Origin of the sequence: Maricaulis sp. (assembly GCF_030149235.1) — a bacterium.
Taxonomy (GTDB): domain Bacteria; phylum Pseudomonadota; class Alphaproteobacteria; order Caulobacterales; family Maricaulaceae; genus Maricaulis.
On sequence record NZ_JASBRW010000014.1, the window covers coordinates 98,217 to 115,431 of the forward strand.

General features: G+C 61.9%; 13 protein-coding genes. 5 read left to right on the forward strand and 8 right to left on the reverse strand.

What is annotated here, in order from left to right:
- The first annotated feature begins 15 nt into the window (after nucleotides 1-15).
- Together Q1V51_RS02710 and Q1V51_RS02715 are read left to right on the forward strand one after the other, a co-directional pair.
- Nucleotides 16-282, forward strand: coding sequence for an Lrp/AsnC ligand binding domain-containing protein (locus tag Q1V51_RS02710; RefSeq protein WP_300552485.1), 267 nt, complete (start codon nucleotides 16-18; stop codon nucleotides 280-282).
- Nucleotides 283-299: 17 nt separating this feature from the next.
- Entirely contained in the window at nucleotides 300-1,685 is a 1,386-nt protein-coding gene (locus Q1V51_RS02715; RefSeq protein ID WP_300552487.1) for an L-serine ammonia-lyase, read from the forward strand.
- On the opposite strand, the gene Q1V51_RS02720 is transcribed toward Q1V51_RS02715, so the two are convergent.
- The 5 genes from Q1V51_RS02720 to Q1V51_RS02740 form a co-directional block, all read right to left on the reverse strand.
- Entirely contained in the window at nucleotides 1,682-2,746 is a 1,065-nt protein-coding gene (locus Q1V51_RS02720) for an efflux RND transporter periplasmic adaptor subunit (RefSeq protein ID WP_300552490.1), read from the reverse strand. The two genes, Q1V51_RS02715 and Q1V51_RS02720, sit on opposite strands and share 4 nt — an antisense overlap.
- 17 nt (nucleotides 2,747-2,763) lie before the next feature.
- Nucleotides 2,764-5,844, reverse strand: coding sequence for an efflux RND transporter permease subunit (locus Q1V51_RS02725; protein WP_300552493.1), 3,081 nt, complete (start codon nucleotides 5,842-5,844; stop codon nucleotides 2,764-2,766).
- A 127-nt stretch (nucleotides 5,845-5,971) separates the two neighbouring features.
- Nucleotides 5,972-6,631, reverse strand: a complete 660-nt coding sequence (locus Q1V51_RS02730) for a CoA transferase subunit B (RefSeq protein WP_300552496.1) — start codon at nucleotides 6,629-6,631, stop codon at nucleotides 5,972-5,974.
- Nucleotides 6,632-7,336: a CoA transferase subunit A gene (locus tag Q1V51_RS02735; RefSeq protein ID WP_300552499.1), complete on the reverse strand. Its 705-nt coding sequence runs from the start codon at nucleotides 7,334-7,336 to the stop codon at nucleotides 6,632-6,634.
- Between the two features lie 86 nt (nucleotides 7,337-7,422).
- Nucleotides 7,423-8,289 carry a YihY/virulence factor BrkB family protein gene (locus Q1V51_RS02740; RefSeq protein ID WP_300552604.1) on the reverse strand — a complete coding sequence of 289 codons (867 nt, stop codon included), beginning with the start codon at nucleotides 8,287-8,289 and terminating at the stop codon, nucleotides 7,423-7,425.
- 200 nt (nucleotides 8,290-8,489) lie between these two features.
- Between Q1V51_RS02740 and Q1V51_RS02745 the strand changes: the two genes are divergently transcribed.
- A complete protein-coding gene (locus tag Q1V51_RS02745) occupies nucleotides 8,490-9,362 on the forward strand; it encodes a WYL domain-containing protein (RefSeq protein ID WP_300552501.1) in 873 nt (290 codons plus the stop codon).
- Between the two features lie 7 nt (nucleotides 9,363-9,369).
- On the opposite strand, the gene Q1V51_RS02750 is transcribed toward Q1V51_RS02745, so the two are convergent.
- On the reverse strand, nucleotides 9,370-9,621 hold the full coding sequence (locus tag Q1V51_RS02750) for a hypothetical protein (protein ID WP_300552503.1): 252 nt from the start codon (nucleotides 9,619-9,621) through the stop codon (nucleotides 9,370-9,372).
- A 341-nt stretch (nucleotides 9,622-9,962) separates the two neighbouring features.
- On the opposite strand from Q1V51_RS02750, the gene Q1V51_RS02755 reads away from it, so the two are divergent.
- A complete protein-coding gene (locus Q1V51_RS02755) occupies nucleotides 9,963-11,186 on the forward strand; it encodes a pentapeptide repeat-containing protein (RefSeq protein ID WP_300552505.1) in 1,224 nt (407 codons plus the stop codon).
- Here the strand turns inward: Q1V51_RS02755 and Q1V51_RS02760 are convergent.
- The gene (locus Q1V51_RS02760) at nucleotides 11,183-12,292 is read right to left on the reverse strand and encodes a CaiB/BaiF CoA-transferase family protein (protein WP_300552508.1); all 1,110 of its coding nucleotides are present in this window, start codon (nucleotides 12,290-12,292) and stop codon (nucleotides 11,183-11,185) included. The two genes, Q1V51_RS02755 and Q1V51_RS02760, sit on opposite strands and share 4 nt — an antisense overlap.
- A gap of 95 nt (nucleotides 12,293-12,387) precedes the next feature.
- On the opposite strand from Q1V51_RS02760, the gene Q1V51_RS02765 reads away from it, so the two are divergent.
- On the forward strand, nucleotides 12,388-13,704 hold the full coding sequence (locus Q1V51_RS02765) for a hypothetical protein (protein WP_300552510.1): 1,317 nt from the start codon (nucleotides 12,388-12,390) through the stop codon (nucleotides 13,702-13,704).
- Between the two features lie 7 nt (nucleotides 13,705-13,711).
- Here Q1V51_RS02765 and mfd read toward each other — a convergent pair whose 3' ends face one another.
- Nucleotides 13,712-17,215 carry a transcription-repair coupling factor gene (gene mfd / locus Q1V51_RS02770; protein ID WP_300552512.1) on the reverse strand — a complete coding sequence of 1,168 codons (3,504 nt, stop codon included), beginning with the start codon at nucleotides 17,213-17,215 and terminating at the stop codon, nucleotides 13,712-13,714.

Below are 17,215 nucleotides of genomic sequence, written 5' to 3' on the forward strand. Positions count from 1 at the left end.
GAAAAGGAGTGCGGCATGCGTCAATTCTACGTTTTCATCAAATGTGAGCTCGGTCGCACCTACGACGTCGCCGCATCGCTGGTCGACAATCTCGATGAAGCGCCGATGGTGCATTCCATCTCCGGTGCGTTCGACCTCCTTGCTCACTTTTCTCTCAATGATGACGCGGACATCGGCCGGTTTGTTAATCAAAAGGTTCAAACAATTTCCGGCATCAAGGACACGCAGACCATCATCTGTTTCAATGCTTTCACCCGCGATCGCGGCCTCGGTGACGGCTAGGCCGGGCGACATTTCTGATGCATTTCGGCGTATTTGACCTGTTCAAGATCGGAATCGGGCCCTCGAGCTCGCACACCGTCGGACCGATGAAGGCGGGCAAGCGCTTCGTCGAGCGGGCGCTTGAGAAGGTCCGGGACGGAGGCCTTATCCGGCTTGAATGTGAACTCTATGGCTCGCTGGCGCTGACCGGCCTGGGCCATGGCACCAATACAGCCGTCCTGCTCGGCCTGGAGGGGCACGACCCGGCTCAGATCGACCCGGACACCATCGAGCCCCGCCTCGCCCGCATTCGCAGTGATAAGACGCTGCACCTCGCCAATGGTGATGTGATCGAGTTCGACGAAAAAAAACATCTCGACTTCCGCGGTGAGGTTCGCCTGCCCTTCCACTCAAACGCCATGAAGTTCCGCGCCATCGGCCCGGGCGAACAACTCGTCCTCGAGGAAATCTGGTATTCGATCGGTGGAGGCTTCGTCATTGATGAGCACGAGGCCGGCCGCAATTCCGCAGCCGATGTGAAGGAAGGCGAGCCCTACCCGTTCAACTCGGCAGCGGAACTGCTTGAAATCGGCGAGAAGACCGGCCTGTCCATCCATCGTATCATGCTGGCCAATGAACGCGCCTTCCTGCCCGAGGACACGATCCGGGCGGGCATTGAAGGCCTTTGGCGCACGATGGAGGACTGTATCGACCGCGGCCTGGCCCAGGATGGCATCCTGCCCGGCGGGCTGCAGGTCAAGCGTCGCGCGCCACAGATGTACAAAGACATCAAGGCCACCCCGGTGTCGCCGGAGGAAGATCCTTTGGCGCCTATGGACTGGATCAATCTCTGGGCTATGGCGGTGAATGAAGAGAACGCCGCGGGTGGCCGCGTTGTCACCGCTCCGACCAATGGTGCAGCGGGCATTATTCCCGCCGTCGCACGTTATTTTGATCGCTATCACCGCGACCCGGACGATGAAGAAGCGTTGCAGCGCTTCTTCCTGACGGCGGCCGCGATTGGTGCGCTGTACAAGAAAAACGCCTCTATTTCGGGGGCTGAAGCCGGCTGTCAGGGGGAAGTGGGCGTCGCCTGTTCCATGGCGGCGGGTGCCCTGGCTGCCGCCATGGGCGCCAACAATCACCAGATCGAGGATGCCGCCGAGATCGGCATGGAGCACAATCTCGGCCTGACCTGCGACCCGGTGGGCGGGCTGGTTCAGATCCCTTGTATCGAACGCAATGCCATCGGCGCGATCAAGGCGATCGATGCGGCCCGGCTGGCCTTGCGGGCCACCTCATCTGACATGAAGGTGTCTCTGGACCAGGTCATCGAGACCATGCGCCAGACCGGTCTCGACATGATGGAAAAATACAAAGAGACCAGCCAGGGCGGGCTCGCAGTGAATGTGGTGGAGTGTTAGGCGTCCTCGCCCTGGGTCTGCACCGCCCGTCCATCACTGAGGGTTTCCGCCCCGGAGACCACGACCGTCTGACCGGCCTCCACATCGCCCTCGATGGCGATATAGCCGCCTGAGCGAACACCGGGCTGCACTGTGATCTGACGGGCGATGTCGTCATCCCCCACCACAAAGATATGACTCCCATTGGCGCGCAGGATAACGGCGTCATACGGGACAGTGAGCTGGGTCCGCGGCGTTTCGGCCGGGAAAGACGCCCGCGCCGCCGAACCGACTATCCAGCCTGTTTCGGCCAGGTCGATCCGGACCTCGAAAGTGCGCGAGACGCGATCACCGACAGGAACAATCGCCCGGATCGGCGCGCGGATCTCCTGATCATCACTCCCGGTCATGGTGATCTCCTGCCCGACGCTGAGATAGGGGGCGATGGATACAGGCGCCTGGGCGACGGCCTCCTTGCGGGACACATCGACGAAACGGACGACTTCCCGCCCCGGCGAGGATAATTCGCCGACTTCGATCAGGCGCTCAACCACGCGGCCGGTGAACGGGGCGCGGATCCGCGTCCGGTCAAGATCGAGCTCGGCGCGGGAGACGGCGGAGCGCGCTTCACGCAGATCGAGGGCTGCGAGATCGCGGGCCAGCTCGGCCTCACGCAAGCGCGTGGGCGGCACGGTGCCATTAGCTGCCAACTGTGTAAAACGTTCGGCCTCGGCGTTCTGGTAAGAGGAATTCGCACTGGCGCGGGACAGGCGCGCGCGGGCTTCCTCCAGCTGGATACGCGCCTGCCGGTCATCGATCTGGGCGATGACATCGCCGCTTTCCACCACATCGCCCGGCTCGGCGATTACCGTCACCCGGCCGGTTGTCTCGGCCGAAATACGGGCATCATTGCGGGAGATCACACTGGCCGGCGAGGTAATGGTGCGCGACATCAGACGCGAGTCGATCTCGGCCACGCGGACCGTAGCAGGCGGTGGGCCGCCCTGGGCCTGCGCGGCACTGAAGCCGGAAGCCGCAACGACAGCGGAAATGAGGGTGATGACAGCGGTGTGGCGGAACATGGAACATCCCCTCCGGATTATTCAGCAGGCTGGATAGTTTCCTGGCGAGCCGTCTGGCGGCTTTCGCCCAGGCGCAACAGGGCCGGGATCAAGAGTAGCGTAAAGACCAGCGAGACACTCATCCCGCCGACAATGGCCGCGGCGAGCCCGCGATAAATGGCACTGCCCACGCCCGGGAAAAGCAAGAGCGGCAACATGCCCAGAAGACTGGTCAGCGTGCTCATGAAGATCGGCCGCAAACGCATGCGCAGCGCCTGATCCACCGCATCACGCCGCGCCAGGCCCCGACGTTCTCCCTGCCGGGTCTGATCCACCAGCAGGATCGCGTTGTTGATCACCAGCCCGAGGAGAATGAAGAAACCCATCATCGTCAACAGGTCGAGCGGAACGGTAAGGAAGAGGTTGAGGATCTGCAGCATGATTACACCGCCGACCCCGGCCAGTGGGATCGAGACCAGCACCAGTCCGGCATCGCGCAGGGAGCGGAACAGGCCGGCAAGGATCAAGAAGAGAACGACCAGCGCCATACCGATATTGCTGAGCATGGTCTGCTTGGCGCGCGCCAGGCTGTCGGCGCTGCCGCCATAGGTGATCGAGCCGTCCGGCGGCAATTGCGCCTGGATCGCCGGAGCGACATCGTCCTGGACGATGTCGAGGATCTCCTCGAGCGTCAGCCCTTCGGGCTGGCTGATATTGATGGTGATGGTCCGGCGACGATCAAGGCGCTGGATACCGCCGATGCCCACGCCTTCGCGGATCGTGACCAGCTCACCGAGCGGAACCACCGCACCCGTCGGCGTGACAATCGGCAGGCCTTCAAGCTCGTCCGGCGTCGACCACCCCTCAGTCCGCACAATCGTATTCATGCGCGTGTCGCCATCGAAGTATTCACCGATAAACTGGCCATCGCCCAGCATGGCAATCATGCCGGCCACATTGCGCCTCGCCCATCCCGCTTCCTGGATGCGACGATCATTGGGCACCATGGTCAGGCGCGGCTGGCTCGCCTGCGGGGGCGGATTGGCGTTGATATTGACGCCCGGGAAGCGATCACGGAGGAGCTGCAGACCGGTCAGAACGGCGCGCGTGCGTGCCTCGGCATCCGCAGACTGGACATTGATCTGGATATTGCCGCCCTGGTTGAAGCCGCCGAAGAGATCCCCCTGCTGGGCGTTGGAAAACACGACATCGGGGATATCGCCGATAATCTCATTCCGCACGATTTCCTGGAGCTCGCCGACGCGGGACTGGTCTGCCACCCGGATGCCGGCCGTCGCACCTCCACCACCCGGGAAGGTACCGAAATAATAATTCCGCAGGGCCGGTTCCTGTTCCCCGGACATGTAGGGTTCAAGCCGTTCGACGACGCGCTGCGCGACTTCGGTCTCGATCCAGTCAAGCGATGTCCCCGGGGGGAAGATCCAGAAGGCATCCACGGCATCGCGTTTCACCGGCGGCAGATAATCCGTGTTGGGCAGCATGACATAGGTCAGCCCCATCGGGACGGCGATCAGGCCGGCAATCACCCCCAGGCGGATGCCCCGCTTGTCGGTCAGCTTGAGAATATTGTCGGCGATGGCGCCCATCAGGGGTTGGGCGGTCTGCTCTTGCCGGTCCCGGATCAGGTATTTTGCCGCCACGGGCAGAATGGTGACGGCGACAACCATCGACACGCCCACACCGACAGCGATGGTGATCGCGAGATCCGCGAAAAGCTGACCTTCCACATCGCGGACAAAGATCAACGGCAGGAAGATCGCCACGGTCGTAACCGTGGAGGCCAGTAGCGCACCCCAGACTTGCCCGGCTCCCTGCTCGGAAGCGGTATCAGGATCTTCACCGGCTTCGCGCCTTCGGATGATGTTCTCTACCACCACGATGGCCGCATCCATCACCATCCCGGTGGCAAAGGCCAGGCCGGCGATCGAGATGACGTTCAGGGTTCGCCCGAACAGGAAGAGGACGATTAGCGTCGACAGCAGGCAGACTGGAATGGTCAGGGAGACGATCAGCGTCGCTCTTGGCCGGCGCAGAAAAAACCACAGACCGATCACCGCCAGGGCGATACCGATCAGCAGGTTGGTGCGCAGAAGATTGATCGCCCGCATGATGAAGACCGAGGCGTCGAAGGACGGGGCCATGACCAGTTGGCGCTCGGCCAGCAGGGTTTCGTTGATCTCAGCGACCTCGGCCTTCACCGCATCCAGCGCCGCCAGCACATTGGCGCCCTGTGCCCGGCGCACCTCGATGCCCATGGCCGGGTTGCCATTCTGATAAGTGAAATCGTTGCGTTCGCCATAGGCCACCTCGACGGTGGCGAGATCACGCAAACGTACCGGGCTGCCATCGCGCCAGACGATGACGAGATCGCCCATTTCCTCAGGCTCGAACTCGCCCTCGAAGCGGAGCTGGTAGCTGCGTCTGCCGATATCGGTATTGCCACCGGAGACGTCGGAATTATTCGCAATGGCCGCGGAGATCTGCGGCAAGGTCACACCCAGCGCCGCGGCGCGATAGGGATCAATCGTGATCTGAAGTTCCTCCGGCCGGCGGCCCCAACCGACAGCCACGGAGGCTACGCCCTGAATGCCTTCAAGACGAGGAACGATCACGTCCTCCACGAAGCTGGAATAGTCGTGGATCTCATTGGGATTGCCTGGCAAGGCCTGGAGGAAGAACCAGATCAGGCTTTGCTGCGCATCACCGCCAAACCCGCCCAGCGTGGGCCCCACCGCATCGCGGGGCAAGGGCGGCACCTGGCTCAGACGGTTTCCGATCTCGATCGCCGTCTGGGTCATGTCGGTTTCGATGGAGAAGGTCAGATTGATGAAGGCATTGCCCTCGCCCACGAAGACCCGCATCTCTTCCAGACCCGGCAATCCGGCCAGAGCCTGTTCCTGCGGCTCGACGATTTCCGATTCCATTTCCTGCGGCGATGCTGAACGCCAGAATGTGGAAATATTGACCTGCGGCCGCTCGGTATCCGGCAGGAGCTGGATCGGCAGCCGGGTAAATGCCACAAGGCCCATCAGGACAATGAGCGCAATGCCGACAAAGACGGCAGACGGATTGTTCAGCGATAATCGTGTGAGCGGCATGTCGGTCTCCCTCGCATGCTTCTCATATCACCCCACACAGCAAATGGGATTAAACCTTGCTAAGGCGGCTCACGGCAATGTGAGCCGCCTTAACTGCAAGTCATAAAACGCAAACGCGAGTTTGCGCTCAGGCCGCCTGGTGTTCGACCAGCGTGTCCGAAACGGTGTATTTTGCCTCGGTTTTCTCGGCGAGCTCGTCCAGCGTGGCACCCGGCGCCAGTTCGATCAGTTCGAGATGATCATCCTTGACGTCAAACACGCCCAGCGTGGTGATGATGCGGTGCACGCAACGCTGGCCGGTCAGCGGCAAGGTACATTCCTTCAACAGCTTCGGCTCGCCGCGCTTGTTGGCGTGGTCCATGATCACCACCACCCGTTTGACACCAGCAACGAGATCCATGGCGCCGCCCATGCCCTTGACCAGCTTGCCCGGGATCATCCAGTTGGCGATGTCGCCGGTTTCGGAGATCTCCATAGCACCGAGGATGGACAGATCGATGTGACCGCCGCGGATCATGGCGAAACTGTCGGCCGAGGAGAAATAGCTCGTCCGGCGCAGCTCGGTGATGGTCTGCTTGCCGGCATTGATCAGATCGGCATCGACCTCATCGTCATGGGGGAACGGGCCCATGCCCAGCATGCCATTCTCCGACTGCAGGGTCACGTCGACGCCGTCTGGGATGTAGTTGGCGACCAGGGTCGGGATGCCGATACCCAGATTGACGTAGAAACCGTCTTCCAGTTCCTGGGCGGCGCGGGCCGCCATTTCATCGCGTGTCCAGGCCATTTACGCGTCCTCCCGCTGACGGATCGTGCGCTGCTCGATGCGCTTTTCGAAACTACCTTGCACCAGACGCTGCACAAAAATGCCCGGCGTATGGATCTCGTCCGGGTCGAGGCTGCCCAGTTCGACGATTTCCTCAACCTCGGCAATGGTCACCTTACCGGCTGTTGCCATCATCGGATTGAAGTTCCGGGCCGTCTTGCGGAAGATAAGATTGCCTTGCGGGTCCGCTTTCCAGGCTTTGACGATGGAAACATCTGCCTTCAGCCCCGTTTCCATGATGTAGGTCTCACCGTCGAACTCACGGTGCTCCTTGCCCTCCGCGATCAGCGTGCCGACACCGGTCTTGGTAAAGAAGCCCGGAATGCCCGCCCCGCCAGCTCGGATACGTTCGGCCAACGTGCCTTGCGGATTGAACTCCAACTCCAGCTCGCCCTCGAGATACTGGCGCTCGAACTCCTTGTTCTCACCGACATAGGAAGAGACCATTTTCTTGATCTGCTTGGCGTCCAAGAGGATGCCGAGGCCGAACCCGTCGACGCCGCAATTATTCGAGATCACGGTGAGATCCTTGACGCCCAGCTCATGCAGCGCGGCGATCGAATTCTCGGGGATGCCACAGAGGCCAAAGCCTCCGGCCATCAGCGTCATTCCGTCAAACACCAGCCCGTCCAAAGCAGACTTGGCGTCCGGATAAACCTTATTCATGCGGACCTCGGTCAAAAGTTGATGATCGGTTCATGTTTAGACCGCGGGTGCGGTCCAGACCAGTCATTACAGCATGCCGAAGTCCTTCAGGAGGCAGTCCGACCGTCGATTTCAATGGCCAACGCCCCGCCGAAGAAGACGGCATAGGCGGACCAATAAATCCACAGGAGGAAGACCACAAGTGCGCCAAGTGACCCGTAGACGCTAAAATCAATCACTTCATCGATATAGGCTGAAAAACCCTTCGACAGACCGAGCCACAAGAGCGTTGCCACCAGGGCCGCCGTCGTCGAAGCCCGCCAGCTCACCGCCTGTTCGCGGCGGCGCATGGTGAGCCTGTAGAGCAGCTCCAGAGCCAGAAACATGCTCAGCCCGGCCGCTGTCCATTCATTGATTACGAGACCGAAATCGAGTCCCTGGATACCAAGCCAGTCGGTGACCTGGCGCGCGATGACAGGGATGAAGAGAACAGCCAGATTGGCAATCGTCAGCAAGACCCCGCCAATCAGTACTCCCAACATGGCGATGATGTTGAAATGGATGACATTGCGGATATCACGATCTTCCGCGAGATGGTTCAGACCGGCGATCAGGGCTTTCACCCCTCGCGCCGCGGCAAACAGAGCAATGGCCAGCGCAATCGCGCCCTGAAGCGAAAGCACGGTGATCGGTGCATCAGCAAGCCTGGAGAGCTGTCCAAGCATGAAGTCCTGCGCCGCAGATGGCATAATCTCCGCCAAGCGAGCCAGCTGCCGTTCCGCGTCTTCAATGGAAAAAACAACGCCATAGACCGACATCGCCAAAGCGATCGCTGGAAACAGGGCCAGCATGCCAAAGAAAGAGGCGCCACCGGCGAACAGCATCACGTCACGGGCCATGGATCGGCTGATGGCGGCGATAATGACGCTGATAACTGCACGTCGGCGCTGTTTCCGGGCGGAGGGGTTTGTCATGATGGCCAAGCACACGCTGCTTCGGTTAAAGAATCGACAAACGGCGACAAGGCTCAGAACGCGCGGGGACTTTCCGGCTCATGTCTTTTTCCAAGGCGACTCAATTACTGCAATTGGCCCGAATGGCGAGCGGCCGGATCGGTGTGACGTTGAATGATATAGAGCGCGAGTTCGAATGTGTGCGGCGGACCGCCCAAAGAATGAGCCAGGCCCTGGAAGACGTGTTTCCTGACACCGAGGTCTACACCGATCATGAAGGCCGCAAGCGGTGGCGGGTTCCGCAGGTGAAGGCGGCCGAGTTCTTTGCGCCGACGGCTGACCAGCTCGCGGCTCTGGAACTGGCTATGCGCAGTGCAGAGCGTTCCGGCCTGGTGCAGGAAGCCCGGCAGCTGGAAGGGCTGCAGGACACGATCAAACTCCTGATCTCCTCACGGCGCCGGGTCGGATTGGAAACCGATCAGGACGCCCTGCTGGAAGCCATGGGCCATGCTGCCCGCCCCGGCCCGCGGCCGGTCAGTGACAATGAGATCGACATTGAGATCGCCGAGGCGCTCAAAGGACCGTGCGAGCTGGTAATCCGCTATAAGGGCCGGCGCGATGAAGTGGCCAGCGAGCGACGGCTACAGCCTTATGGCATCTTGTTGGGCGGGCGCCGGTATCTCGTTGCCAAGGACCCCGCCAAGGGGGATGGCCGGCTACGCCATTTCCGTATCGAGGATATCGTCAGCGCCCGTGTGACGGACCGCATCTTTGACCGCGATGAGGCGTTTGACCTGGCGAGCTACGCCGCCCGATCCTTCGGCGCCTTTCAGAACGAGACCGAGTTTGTTGAGACCGTCTGGCGTTTTGCACCTGCCGCGGCACAACAGGCGTCGCGTTTCGAGTTTCACCCCGACCAGGTCCAGGACATTCAAGAAGACGGCTCGCTGATCGTGCGCTTTACCGCGAGTGGACATCTTGAGATGTGCTGGCATCTCTATGCCTGGGGAGACCAGGTGGAAGTGCTCGAACCGCCCGCCCTCGCCGCGCTGGTCAATCCCTACCGGCGCAGCGATTTTCCGAGCCTTCCCTAGAACGTTTTCAGCGTACTGCGATGCGCAAGGCATCCGGTGCCATCCAGGCCGGCATGGCGTGCCCGTCTTTCGGGCTCATGGCCAGGTGATAGCCCTTGTGCAGATAGCGGCAGACCGATCGCATGTCCTCGACATGGATGCAGCTCAGCTCATCGGTCGGGTGCTGCATGCGGAAAAAACCGTCGCGGAATTTGTGCGGGACCAGATTGCGCTGCGCGCCGCCGGCACCGTTGATGATGGCTTGGATTGCGATGGCCATGATGTGATCTCCTCAACTCGTGTGTTGAGATCATCATGACGGAACGGGATGACAAAACCGGTCACGCCCTGATGCAATGAGAAACGCCGATCGTTGGGGGCGACCGGCGTTCCAGCTATCTGTGCGATAGGGAGGTCAGCAAACCTGCGAGGGACTGTTTGGGCCGCTGATCTCGAATGTGAGAGTGCCGATTCTCCCCTGAACCGCGTATGAACAAGATGAATGAACGAAATAAGGCAGGGTTTTCAGCGCAATACCGCTGAGGATTTGCCTTAGGGTCAAGCCGCGTTCACCTTGTATCCATCTGTTTCTGGCACAGGGTCAGACAACAGGATTGTGTGATGACCGCTACCGCCGCGCTCCCCGGAGCTTCAAAACGACAGACCGAGATTGACGCGCGCTGCCGCGATCACGCCCTCGCGCTTGCCGGTAAGGGTGGTTTTCTCGCGCGTTTTGACGGCGAGGACCTGAGCGAACTGAGCTTTGCCGGCGCGGATCTGCGTGATGCCAGCTTCCGTAATGCCAACCTGGCCGGTTGCGACTTTACGGGCGCCGACCTGACCGATGCGGACATGTCCGGTGCCAATCTGAGCAAGACCCGATTGATCGGTGCGCGGCTCGAGCATTGCGACATGCGCGGCTGCGATATGAGCGAAGCAGATCTGTCCGCCAGCCAGTGTCAGAATGCCGATTTTCGCGAACTCACCCGGATTGGACAGGACGGACAGTCGACCGAGACGCTGGCCACGCGTTTGACCCAAGCAAGCCTTGGTGGGGTCAATCTCAGCTTTGCCCGCCTCGCCGGCGCCGATGCCCAGGGGGCTGACCTTTCCGACGCCAATCTGAACAATACTCGGCTCATGCGCGCCAATCTGTCCGGTGCTGTTCTACACAATGCGGTGCTCAACAAGACGGACTTTGCCGGCGCCGATCTGAGCAATGCGGATCTACGTGGCGCGATCGAGAGCCAGGTGCGCACCGAGCTCGCCAAAACCGATGGCATGCAGACGGGCACTTTGCCGGACGCCCTGGCTGCAGCGGCAGTCGAACCTGATGACGACGTCCGCCCCTTAAGCTCCAAGCTGCGCGATCATGAGAAACTCTGCCGGACCAATGGCCGCGACGGCGCACCAGCCAATTTCGCCGGCATGGACATGCGTGAAGCCGGATCGCTGGCCGAGCGCAATCTGACCGCCATGCCAGCCCCGGGCGCAAACTTCTCCGGCCTCGATATGCGCGGCGCGGAACTCCAGGGCGCCCGCCTGCAACAGGCGGACTTGCGGGCCTGTGACCTACGCGGCGCCGATTTGCGCGGCGCAGACCTGACCGGTGCCCTCCTCACCCATGCAGATCTGCGTGGCGCAAAATTATCCGGCCTCAAACTGCAAGGCGACCGCGTCCTGCCGACGCGCCTGACGCGAGCCATTTGCCGCTATGCCCGTTTTGAAGACGCCCAGCTGACCTCTGTTGATGTCACCGAGACCGATCTGGCCTATGCCCGCTGCAGTCAAGCTCAGATCGGCGCGCTGCAAGCCGCCGACCTGTCCAAGACGCTGGTTGATTAATCCGCCGTCGCGGGACGTTGCACACCCCAATCCGCGAGCACTTCATCGGTATTGCTTCCCGGGACTGCCGCCACGCCCTGGATCGCGCCCGGCGTGCGCGAAAAGCGTGGCGCCGGTGACGGGTGTCGAACCCCGTCGATCTCCGTGAAGCTCGCCCGTTCCACCATGTGCGGGTGCTCGGCCGCCTCGTCGATATTCAAGACCGGCGCGAAACAGGCGTCTGTTCCCTCGAGCAGCTCGCACCACTCCTCCCGGCTTTTCTGTTTGAACAACTCGGTGAATTTGGCCTTGGCCTCATCCCAACCGCGACCGGACCAGTCGGCCGGAATCTCCTGGGGGTCGATACCGGCCTTGTCACAGAAGAGCTGGTAGAATTCCGGTTCAAGCGGGCCGAGCGAGATGTGCTTGCCGTCGGCGCATTCATAGACCGCGTAGAAATGGGCCCCGCCGTCAAGCAGATTGGTGCCGCGCTCATTTGACCACAATCCCAGGGCCTTGAGCTGATACTGGGAGGCCATCAGGGATGCGGCACCATCGACGATAGCCGCGTCGACGACTTGGCCCTCTCCGCTGCTGCGCGCATGCGTGAGCGCGGCCAGCACACCAAAGCCGAGATACATGGCACCACCGCCAAAATCACCGACCAGATTAAGCGGGATGACTGGCGCTTCCGGTGTGCCGATCGCGCCCAGAGCGCCAGAGAGCGAAACATAATTGATGTCATGGCCGGCGGAATGGGCGAGAGGGCCATACTGCCCCCACCCGGTCATGCGGCCATAGACCAGTTTGGGATTGGCGCCGAGAGCCACATCAGGTCCGAAACCGAGGCGCTCCATCACGCCTGGCCGATAGCCTTCGAGCAAAATATCGGCCTGCTTGACCAGGTCGAGACACACCGCCTTGTCGGCCTCATCCTTCAGATTGAGCGCGATCGAGCGACGTCCCCGGCCCAACACATCGGCCGCACCACCGCCCATGGCACCGGGACGATCGATCCGGATCACATCGGCGCCCATGTCTGCCAGCATCATGGCGCAGAATGGTGCCGGGCCGAGCCCAACAAACTCGACGACCTTAACGCCTTTTAGAGGTCCTTGAGGTTTCATACGCGCATCCTTCTCGATTCGGCGGTTTCAGAAACGTGGCATTTGTGACAAACTCAAGAAACAAGCATTCGTCCTCAGGGGCGACAGGGGGGCATATGGGACGGGAGTTGGACGTCCTTGTGTATGGCGCGCCAGAGCGCGCCCGGGGGATTGTTGAGCAGCTGGAACGCCTTGCCTTGCGGGCACGCGTGATCCGTGAGGATACGCCGCCGGCCCGCAAGTCCCGCCTTTATGCCGCTGAAATAATTTTCGCCGAAAACGCTTCTGAAATCACCGAGGCCCGGCAGGCCCTGGCGCGTTTTGCCCCCGGACACCGCCCGGCGATTGCCGTTGGCCCGACGGCCCTTGCCGGCCACGACGGTATAGATGCCTGGATCCCGGCGCCCGCCCTGCCCGCGCAAATCGCGGCTCGGGCCCGGGCCTTGTTCCGCCTAGCGACGATGGAGCTCGTGGCAGAACGGCGCGCCCATGTCACGGCGCTTTACGGCGAGCGCAATACGCCCGCGGAAAGGGCAGAGCCGAAATCCAGCGTGCTCTATGTCGGGGATGCATCGCCGCGTTTCATGTCGTTGCAGCATACGATGGAAGCAACCGGCGCCGAGGTGATCGCCGCCTTTTCCTCCTATTCCGCCTTCGACTACCTGCACGAACGCAGCTTTGACGCCGTTGTCCTCAATGCCAGCGGCAAGCGCCACACCGCCTTTACGATCAGCTCGGCCATGCGCCGCAATGCCCGCCTCTATCACACGCCGGTCCTGCTTTTGTCGGATGATAATGATCTGGAAGCGGCCGAGGAAGCCTTTGCCCGCGGCGTATCCGACATCCTGCCACCGGCGACAACGGATTTGGAAATGTGCGACCGCGTGCTCGCCCTTGCCGGCGAGCGGCGGCGACGCCGTCAGGCCAAGGCCGCCCTGGAAGCGTGCCGCGATCCGCGCACACTCGATATCGAAACCGGGCTCTTCCATTCCGGCTTCCTGACCTCGCACCTGCAGGACTTCCTGGTGGGTTTCGAGCGCGATCAACTCGGTTTTTCCCTCCTCGTCCTGCGCACGGACGTGCCGGAAGAAGCCCATCAGCCCGATGTCGCTTCGACCGAAAAGGCACGCCGGCAATTCGCGGCAATGCTGCGCCATCTGCTGCGCACCGAGGACGCCGCGGCCCGTATCAATGACGATCACTTCGTCGCGGTCCTGCCCTTGACCGAGGCAGAAGGCGTAGACTGCGTCGCCGCCCGGGTCTCGGCTATTGCCGAGTGCACGGCCTTCGAGAGCGACGATCCGCTGCAGCCCTTCCGACTTGCAGTGCGAGCCACCGGCATCACACCGCGCCCGGGTGAAACAGCAGAAGCAATGCTGGAGCGCGGCCTGCGGTCACTGCAAATGCACCCCGCGATGCGCGCCCAGGCCTGATCCGGACCTACGCGGTTACGCTACCCGACTGTTTTGCCCGCATGGCGATATCGGCAAGCGGCGCCATGGCCTTTTCAATTGCCCGCAGCCGGTCTTCGGGCGCATCCCAGGCGGTACGCAGCACCAGCTTGTGATCCGGACGCGCTTTGAACAGTCCTGCATTCTCGCGGATATGGGCAATCAGGCCCGGCGGATCGATAAACCGGTCCTTGCGGAAGTGGATCACCGCGCCTTTCGGTCCAGCATCCACTTTTTCCACCCCGGCACGCTTGCACAGCGTTTTGACCGCCACGACCCGCATTAGCGTCTCGACTTCGTCGGGCAAGGGACCGAAACGGTCGATCAGCTCGGCCGCGAAGGCCTCGCGTTCCGTCTTGTTCTCCAGCGATGACAATCGCCGGTAGAGCTGCAGGCGTATGTCGAGATCGGGGACATAGTGATCCGGGATCAGCACGGCCCCGCCGGCATTGATCTGGGGTGACCAGTCGCCATCCTCATCGGCATCGCCGCCATCGCGAAGCGAGGCCACGGCCTCTTCCAGCATGCTTTGATAAAGCTCGACCCCGACATCCTTGATGTGGCCAGACTGTTCTTCGCCCAACAGATTACCGCCGCCGCGCAGATCGAGGTCATGACTGGCCAGGGTGAATCCGGCCCCGAGCGTGTCGAGCGAGTGCAGAACTTTGAGGCGCCTTTCAGCCCCCTCGGTGATCTTCTGGCGCGCCGGTGTGGCCAGATAGGCGTAGGCCCGGGTTTTCGAACGCCCGACACGACCGCGGAGCTGGTAGAGCTGCGACAAGCCAAAGCGGTCCGCGCGATGAACAACGAGCGTATTGGCGGTCGGGATATCGATGCCGCTTTCCACGATCGTGGTCGACAACAGGACATCGTACCGGCCCTCATAGAAGGCCGTCATGATATCTTCCAGGGTCGAGGGCGGCATCTGCCCATGCGCGATGACGAAATTCACCTCGGGCACGCTCTCGCGCAGGAAGGCCGCGATGTCTTCCAGGTCGGAAATCCGCGGCACCACGAAGAAGGCTTGGCCACCACGATATTTCTCGCGCAACAGGGCCTCACGGATCGTCACCGCATCAAACGGCGTGACATAGGTCCGCACCGCGAGCCGGTCGACCGGCGGCGTGGCGATGATTGACAGGTCGCGAATACCGGTCAGGGCCAGCTGCAGCGTGCGCGGGATCGGCGTCGCGGTCAGCGTCAGCACATGGACATTGGCGCGCAGGGCCTTGAGCACTTCTTTGTGCTTGACCCCGAAATTCTGCTCCTCATCGACCACGAGCAGGCCGAGATCCTTGAATTTGACGGTCTTGGCGAGAAGCGCGTGCGTTCCGATGATGATGTCGGCCTGACCTTCCGCCATCTCCATCTTGGTTGCCTTGGCATCCTTGGCGCCAACCAGCCGGGAGAGCTGACGCACCTTGACCGGCCAGCCGCGGAAACGCTCGGAGAATGTCTTGAAATGCTGCCGCGCCAGCAGCGTTGTCGGCGCGATGACGGCTACCTGCTGACCGGACATTGCAGTGACAAAGGCGGCCCGCAGGGCAACCTCGGTCTTGCCGAACCCGACATCGCCACAGATCAGGCGATCCATGGGCCGCCCCTTGGCCAGATCGCCCATCACGTCTTCCAGCGCATTGAGCTGGTCATCGGTCTCGGCGTAGGGGAAGGCGGAACAGAATTCATCATAGAGCCCGCTGGCCGACTCGATCGTCGGCGCACTGCGCGACAACCGCTGGGCGGCGATCTTGATCAGCTCATCGGCCATATCGCGCAGACGCCTCTTGGCCTTGGCCTTGCGGGCTTGCCAAGCACCGCTGCCGAGCTTGTCCAGCTGGGCGGTCTCGCCGTCAGAGCCATAGCGCGAAAGGAGCTCGATATTCTCCACCGGCAGGAAAAGCTTCGACCCGCCGGAATACTCCAGCTCGATGCAATCGTGCGGCGCATCCTGTACCGGCAGGGTTTTCAGCCCAAGGAAACGGGCCAGGCCATGATCAGCGTGAACGACAAGATCACCGGGCGTCAGGGCACCGGCTTCGACGATGACATCGGCGCTTTTGCGCCGCTTGCGCGGGCGGGCCAGGCGATCACCGAGGATATCCTGCTCGGACAGGACTGCGAGCTCTTCAGTCTCGAACCCCCGTTCAAGCGGCAGCACCGCCCGGCTGACGTCCTTTTCGCCATGTGTGGAGATGTCGTACCAACGCTCGGCGAGGGCGATATTCTTGACCCCGTGATCTCCGAGAACACTCGCCATGCGCTCTGAGGCCCCGAGGCTCCAGGCCGCGAGGATGACACGTTTGCCATCCGCTCGCAGCAGATTGATATGGCTCGCAACGGCATCGAAGACATTGGTATTTTCTGCAGTCCGCTCGGCCGCGAAAACCCGTCCCTGCTTGCCACCGACATCCACCGTGTTGTCCCCGGGCTCACTGAACGGCGTGAAATGGCGCACGATCCGCCCGTCCAGAGCGGCGTCCCAGTCCCCGGCTGCAAAATAAAGCACCGAGGGGTCAAGCGCGCGATAGACCGGGGCTGACAGGGAACTGTCATGGGCCTGTTCAGCAGCGATCTGGCGGGCCTCGAAATAGTCCTTCACCTGGTCCAGGCGCTCGTCAACGGCTTCGCGGGCCAACGGATCGATGGCGATAAGGGTGTCATCGGGAAGATAGTCGAACACCGAGGCAGTCTCGGCATAAAACAGCGGCAGCCAGTGCTCCACACCGGCGGGGCGAGCCCCGGCACTCACCGCCTCATACACAGGATCGCCGTGCTGAACCGCACCAAAGGTGCGCACAAAGCCACTGCGGAAACGGGAAATACTGGTCTCGTCCAGCAGGACCTCGCTGACCGGGGTCAGCACCAGCTCGGTGAGCTGGCGGGTCGAGCGCTGGGTTTCGGGATCAAAGGAGCGGATCGATTCCAGGCTATCGCCAAAGAAGTCGAGGCGGACCGGTTCCTCATTGCCCGGCGGGAAGACATCGATGACGCCGCCGCGAACCGCATAATCGCCGGGCTCCATCACCGTGGTGGCGCGGGCATAGCCATTGGCACTGAAATGCGATTGGAGCGCTTTGGTATCGACCTGGTTGCCGGGCCTGATCGTCTGCCCGGCCCCCTTCATCACCGAGACGGGCGCGCAGCGTTGCGACATCGCGTTGACAGTCGTGACAATGAAACGAGTGCTGTCATTGGCGCTATTGGCGATGTCAGCGAGCGTGGCGGCGCGTCGTGCTGCAACACGTGGCGACGGCGAAATCCGGTCATAGGGCTGGCAGTCCCAGGCCGGTAGGCGCAGGGTCTCGATTTCCGGGGCAAAGAACTCCAGCGCAGAAGCAAAGGCGGCGGCACGGGAATCATCGCGCGCGACAAAGACATTGAGGCCGCCACGAAGTTTGGCGCTGTCTGTGAAGATAAGCGCGTCGAGCCCCTCCGGCACGCCACAGACCCGCGCTTGTCCCTTGGCGCGGGCGATCATTTCCAAATCCGTCAT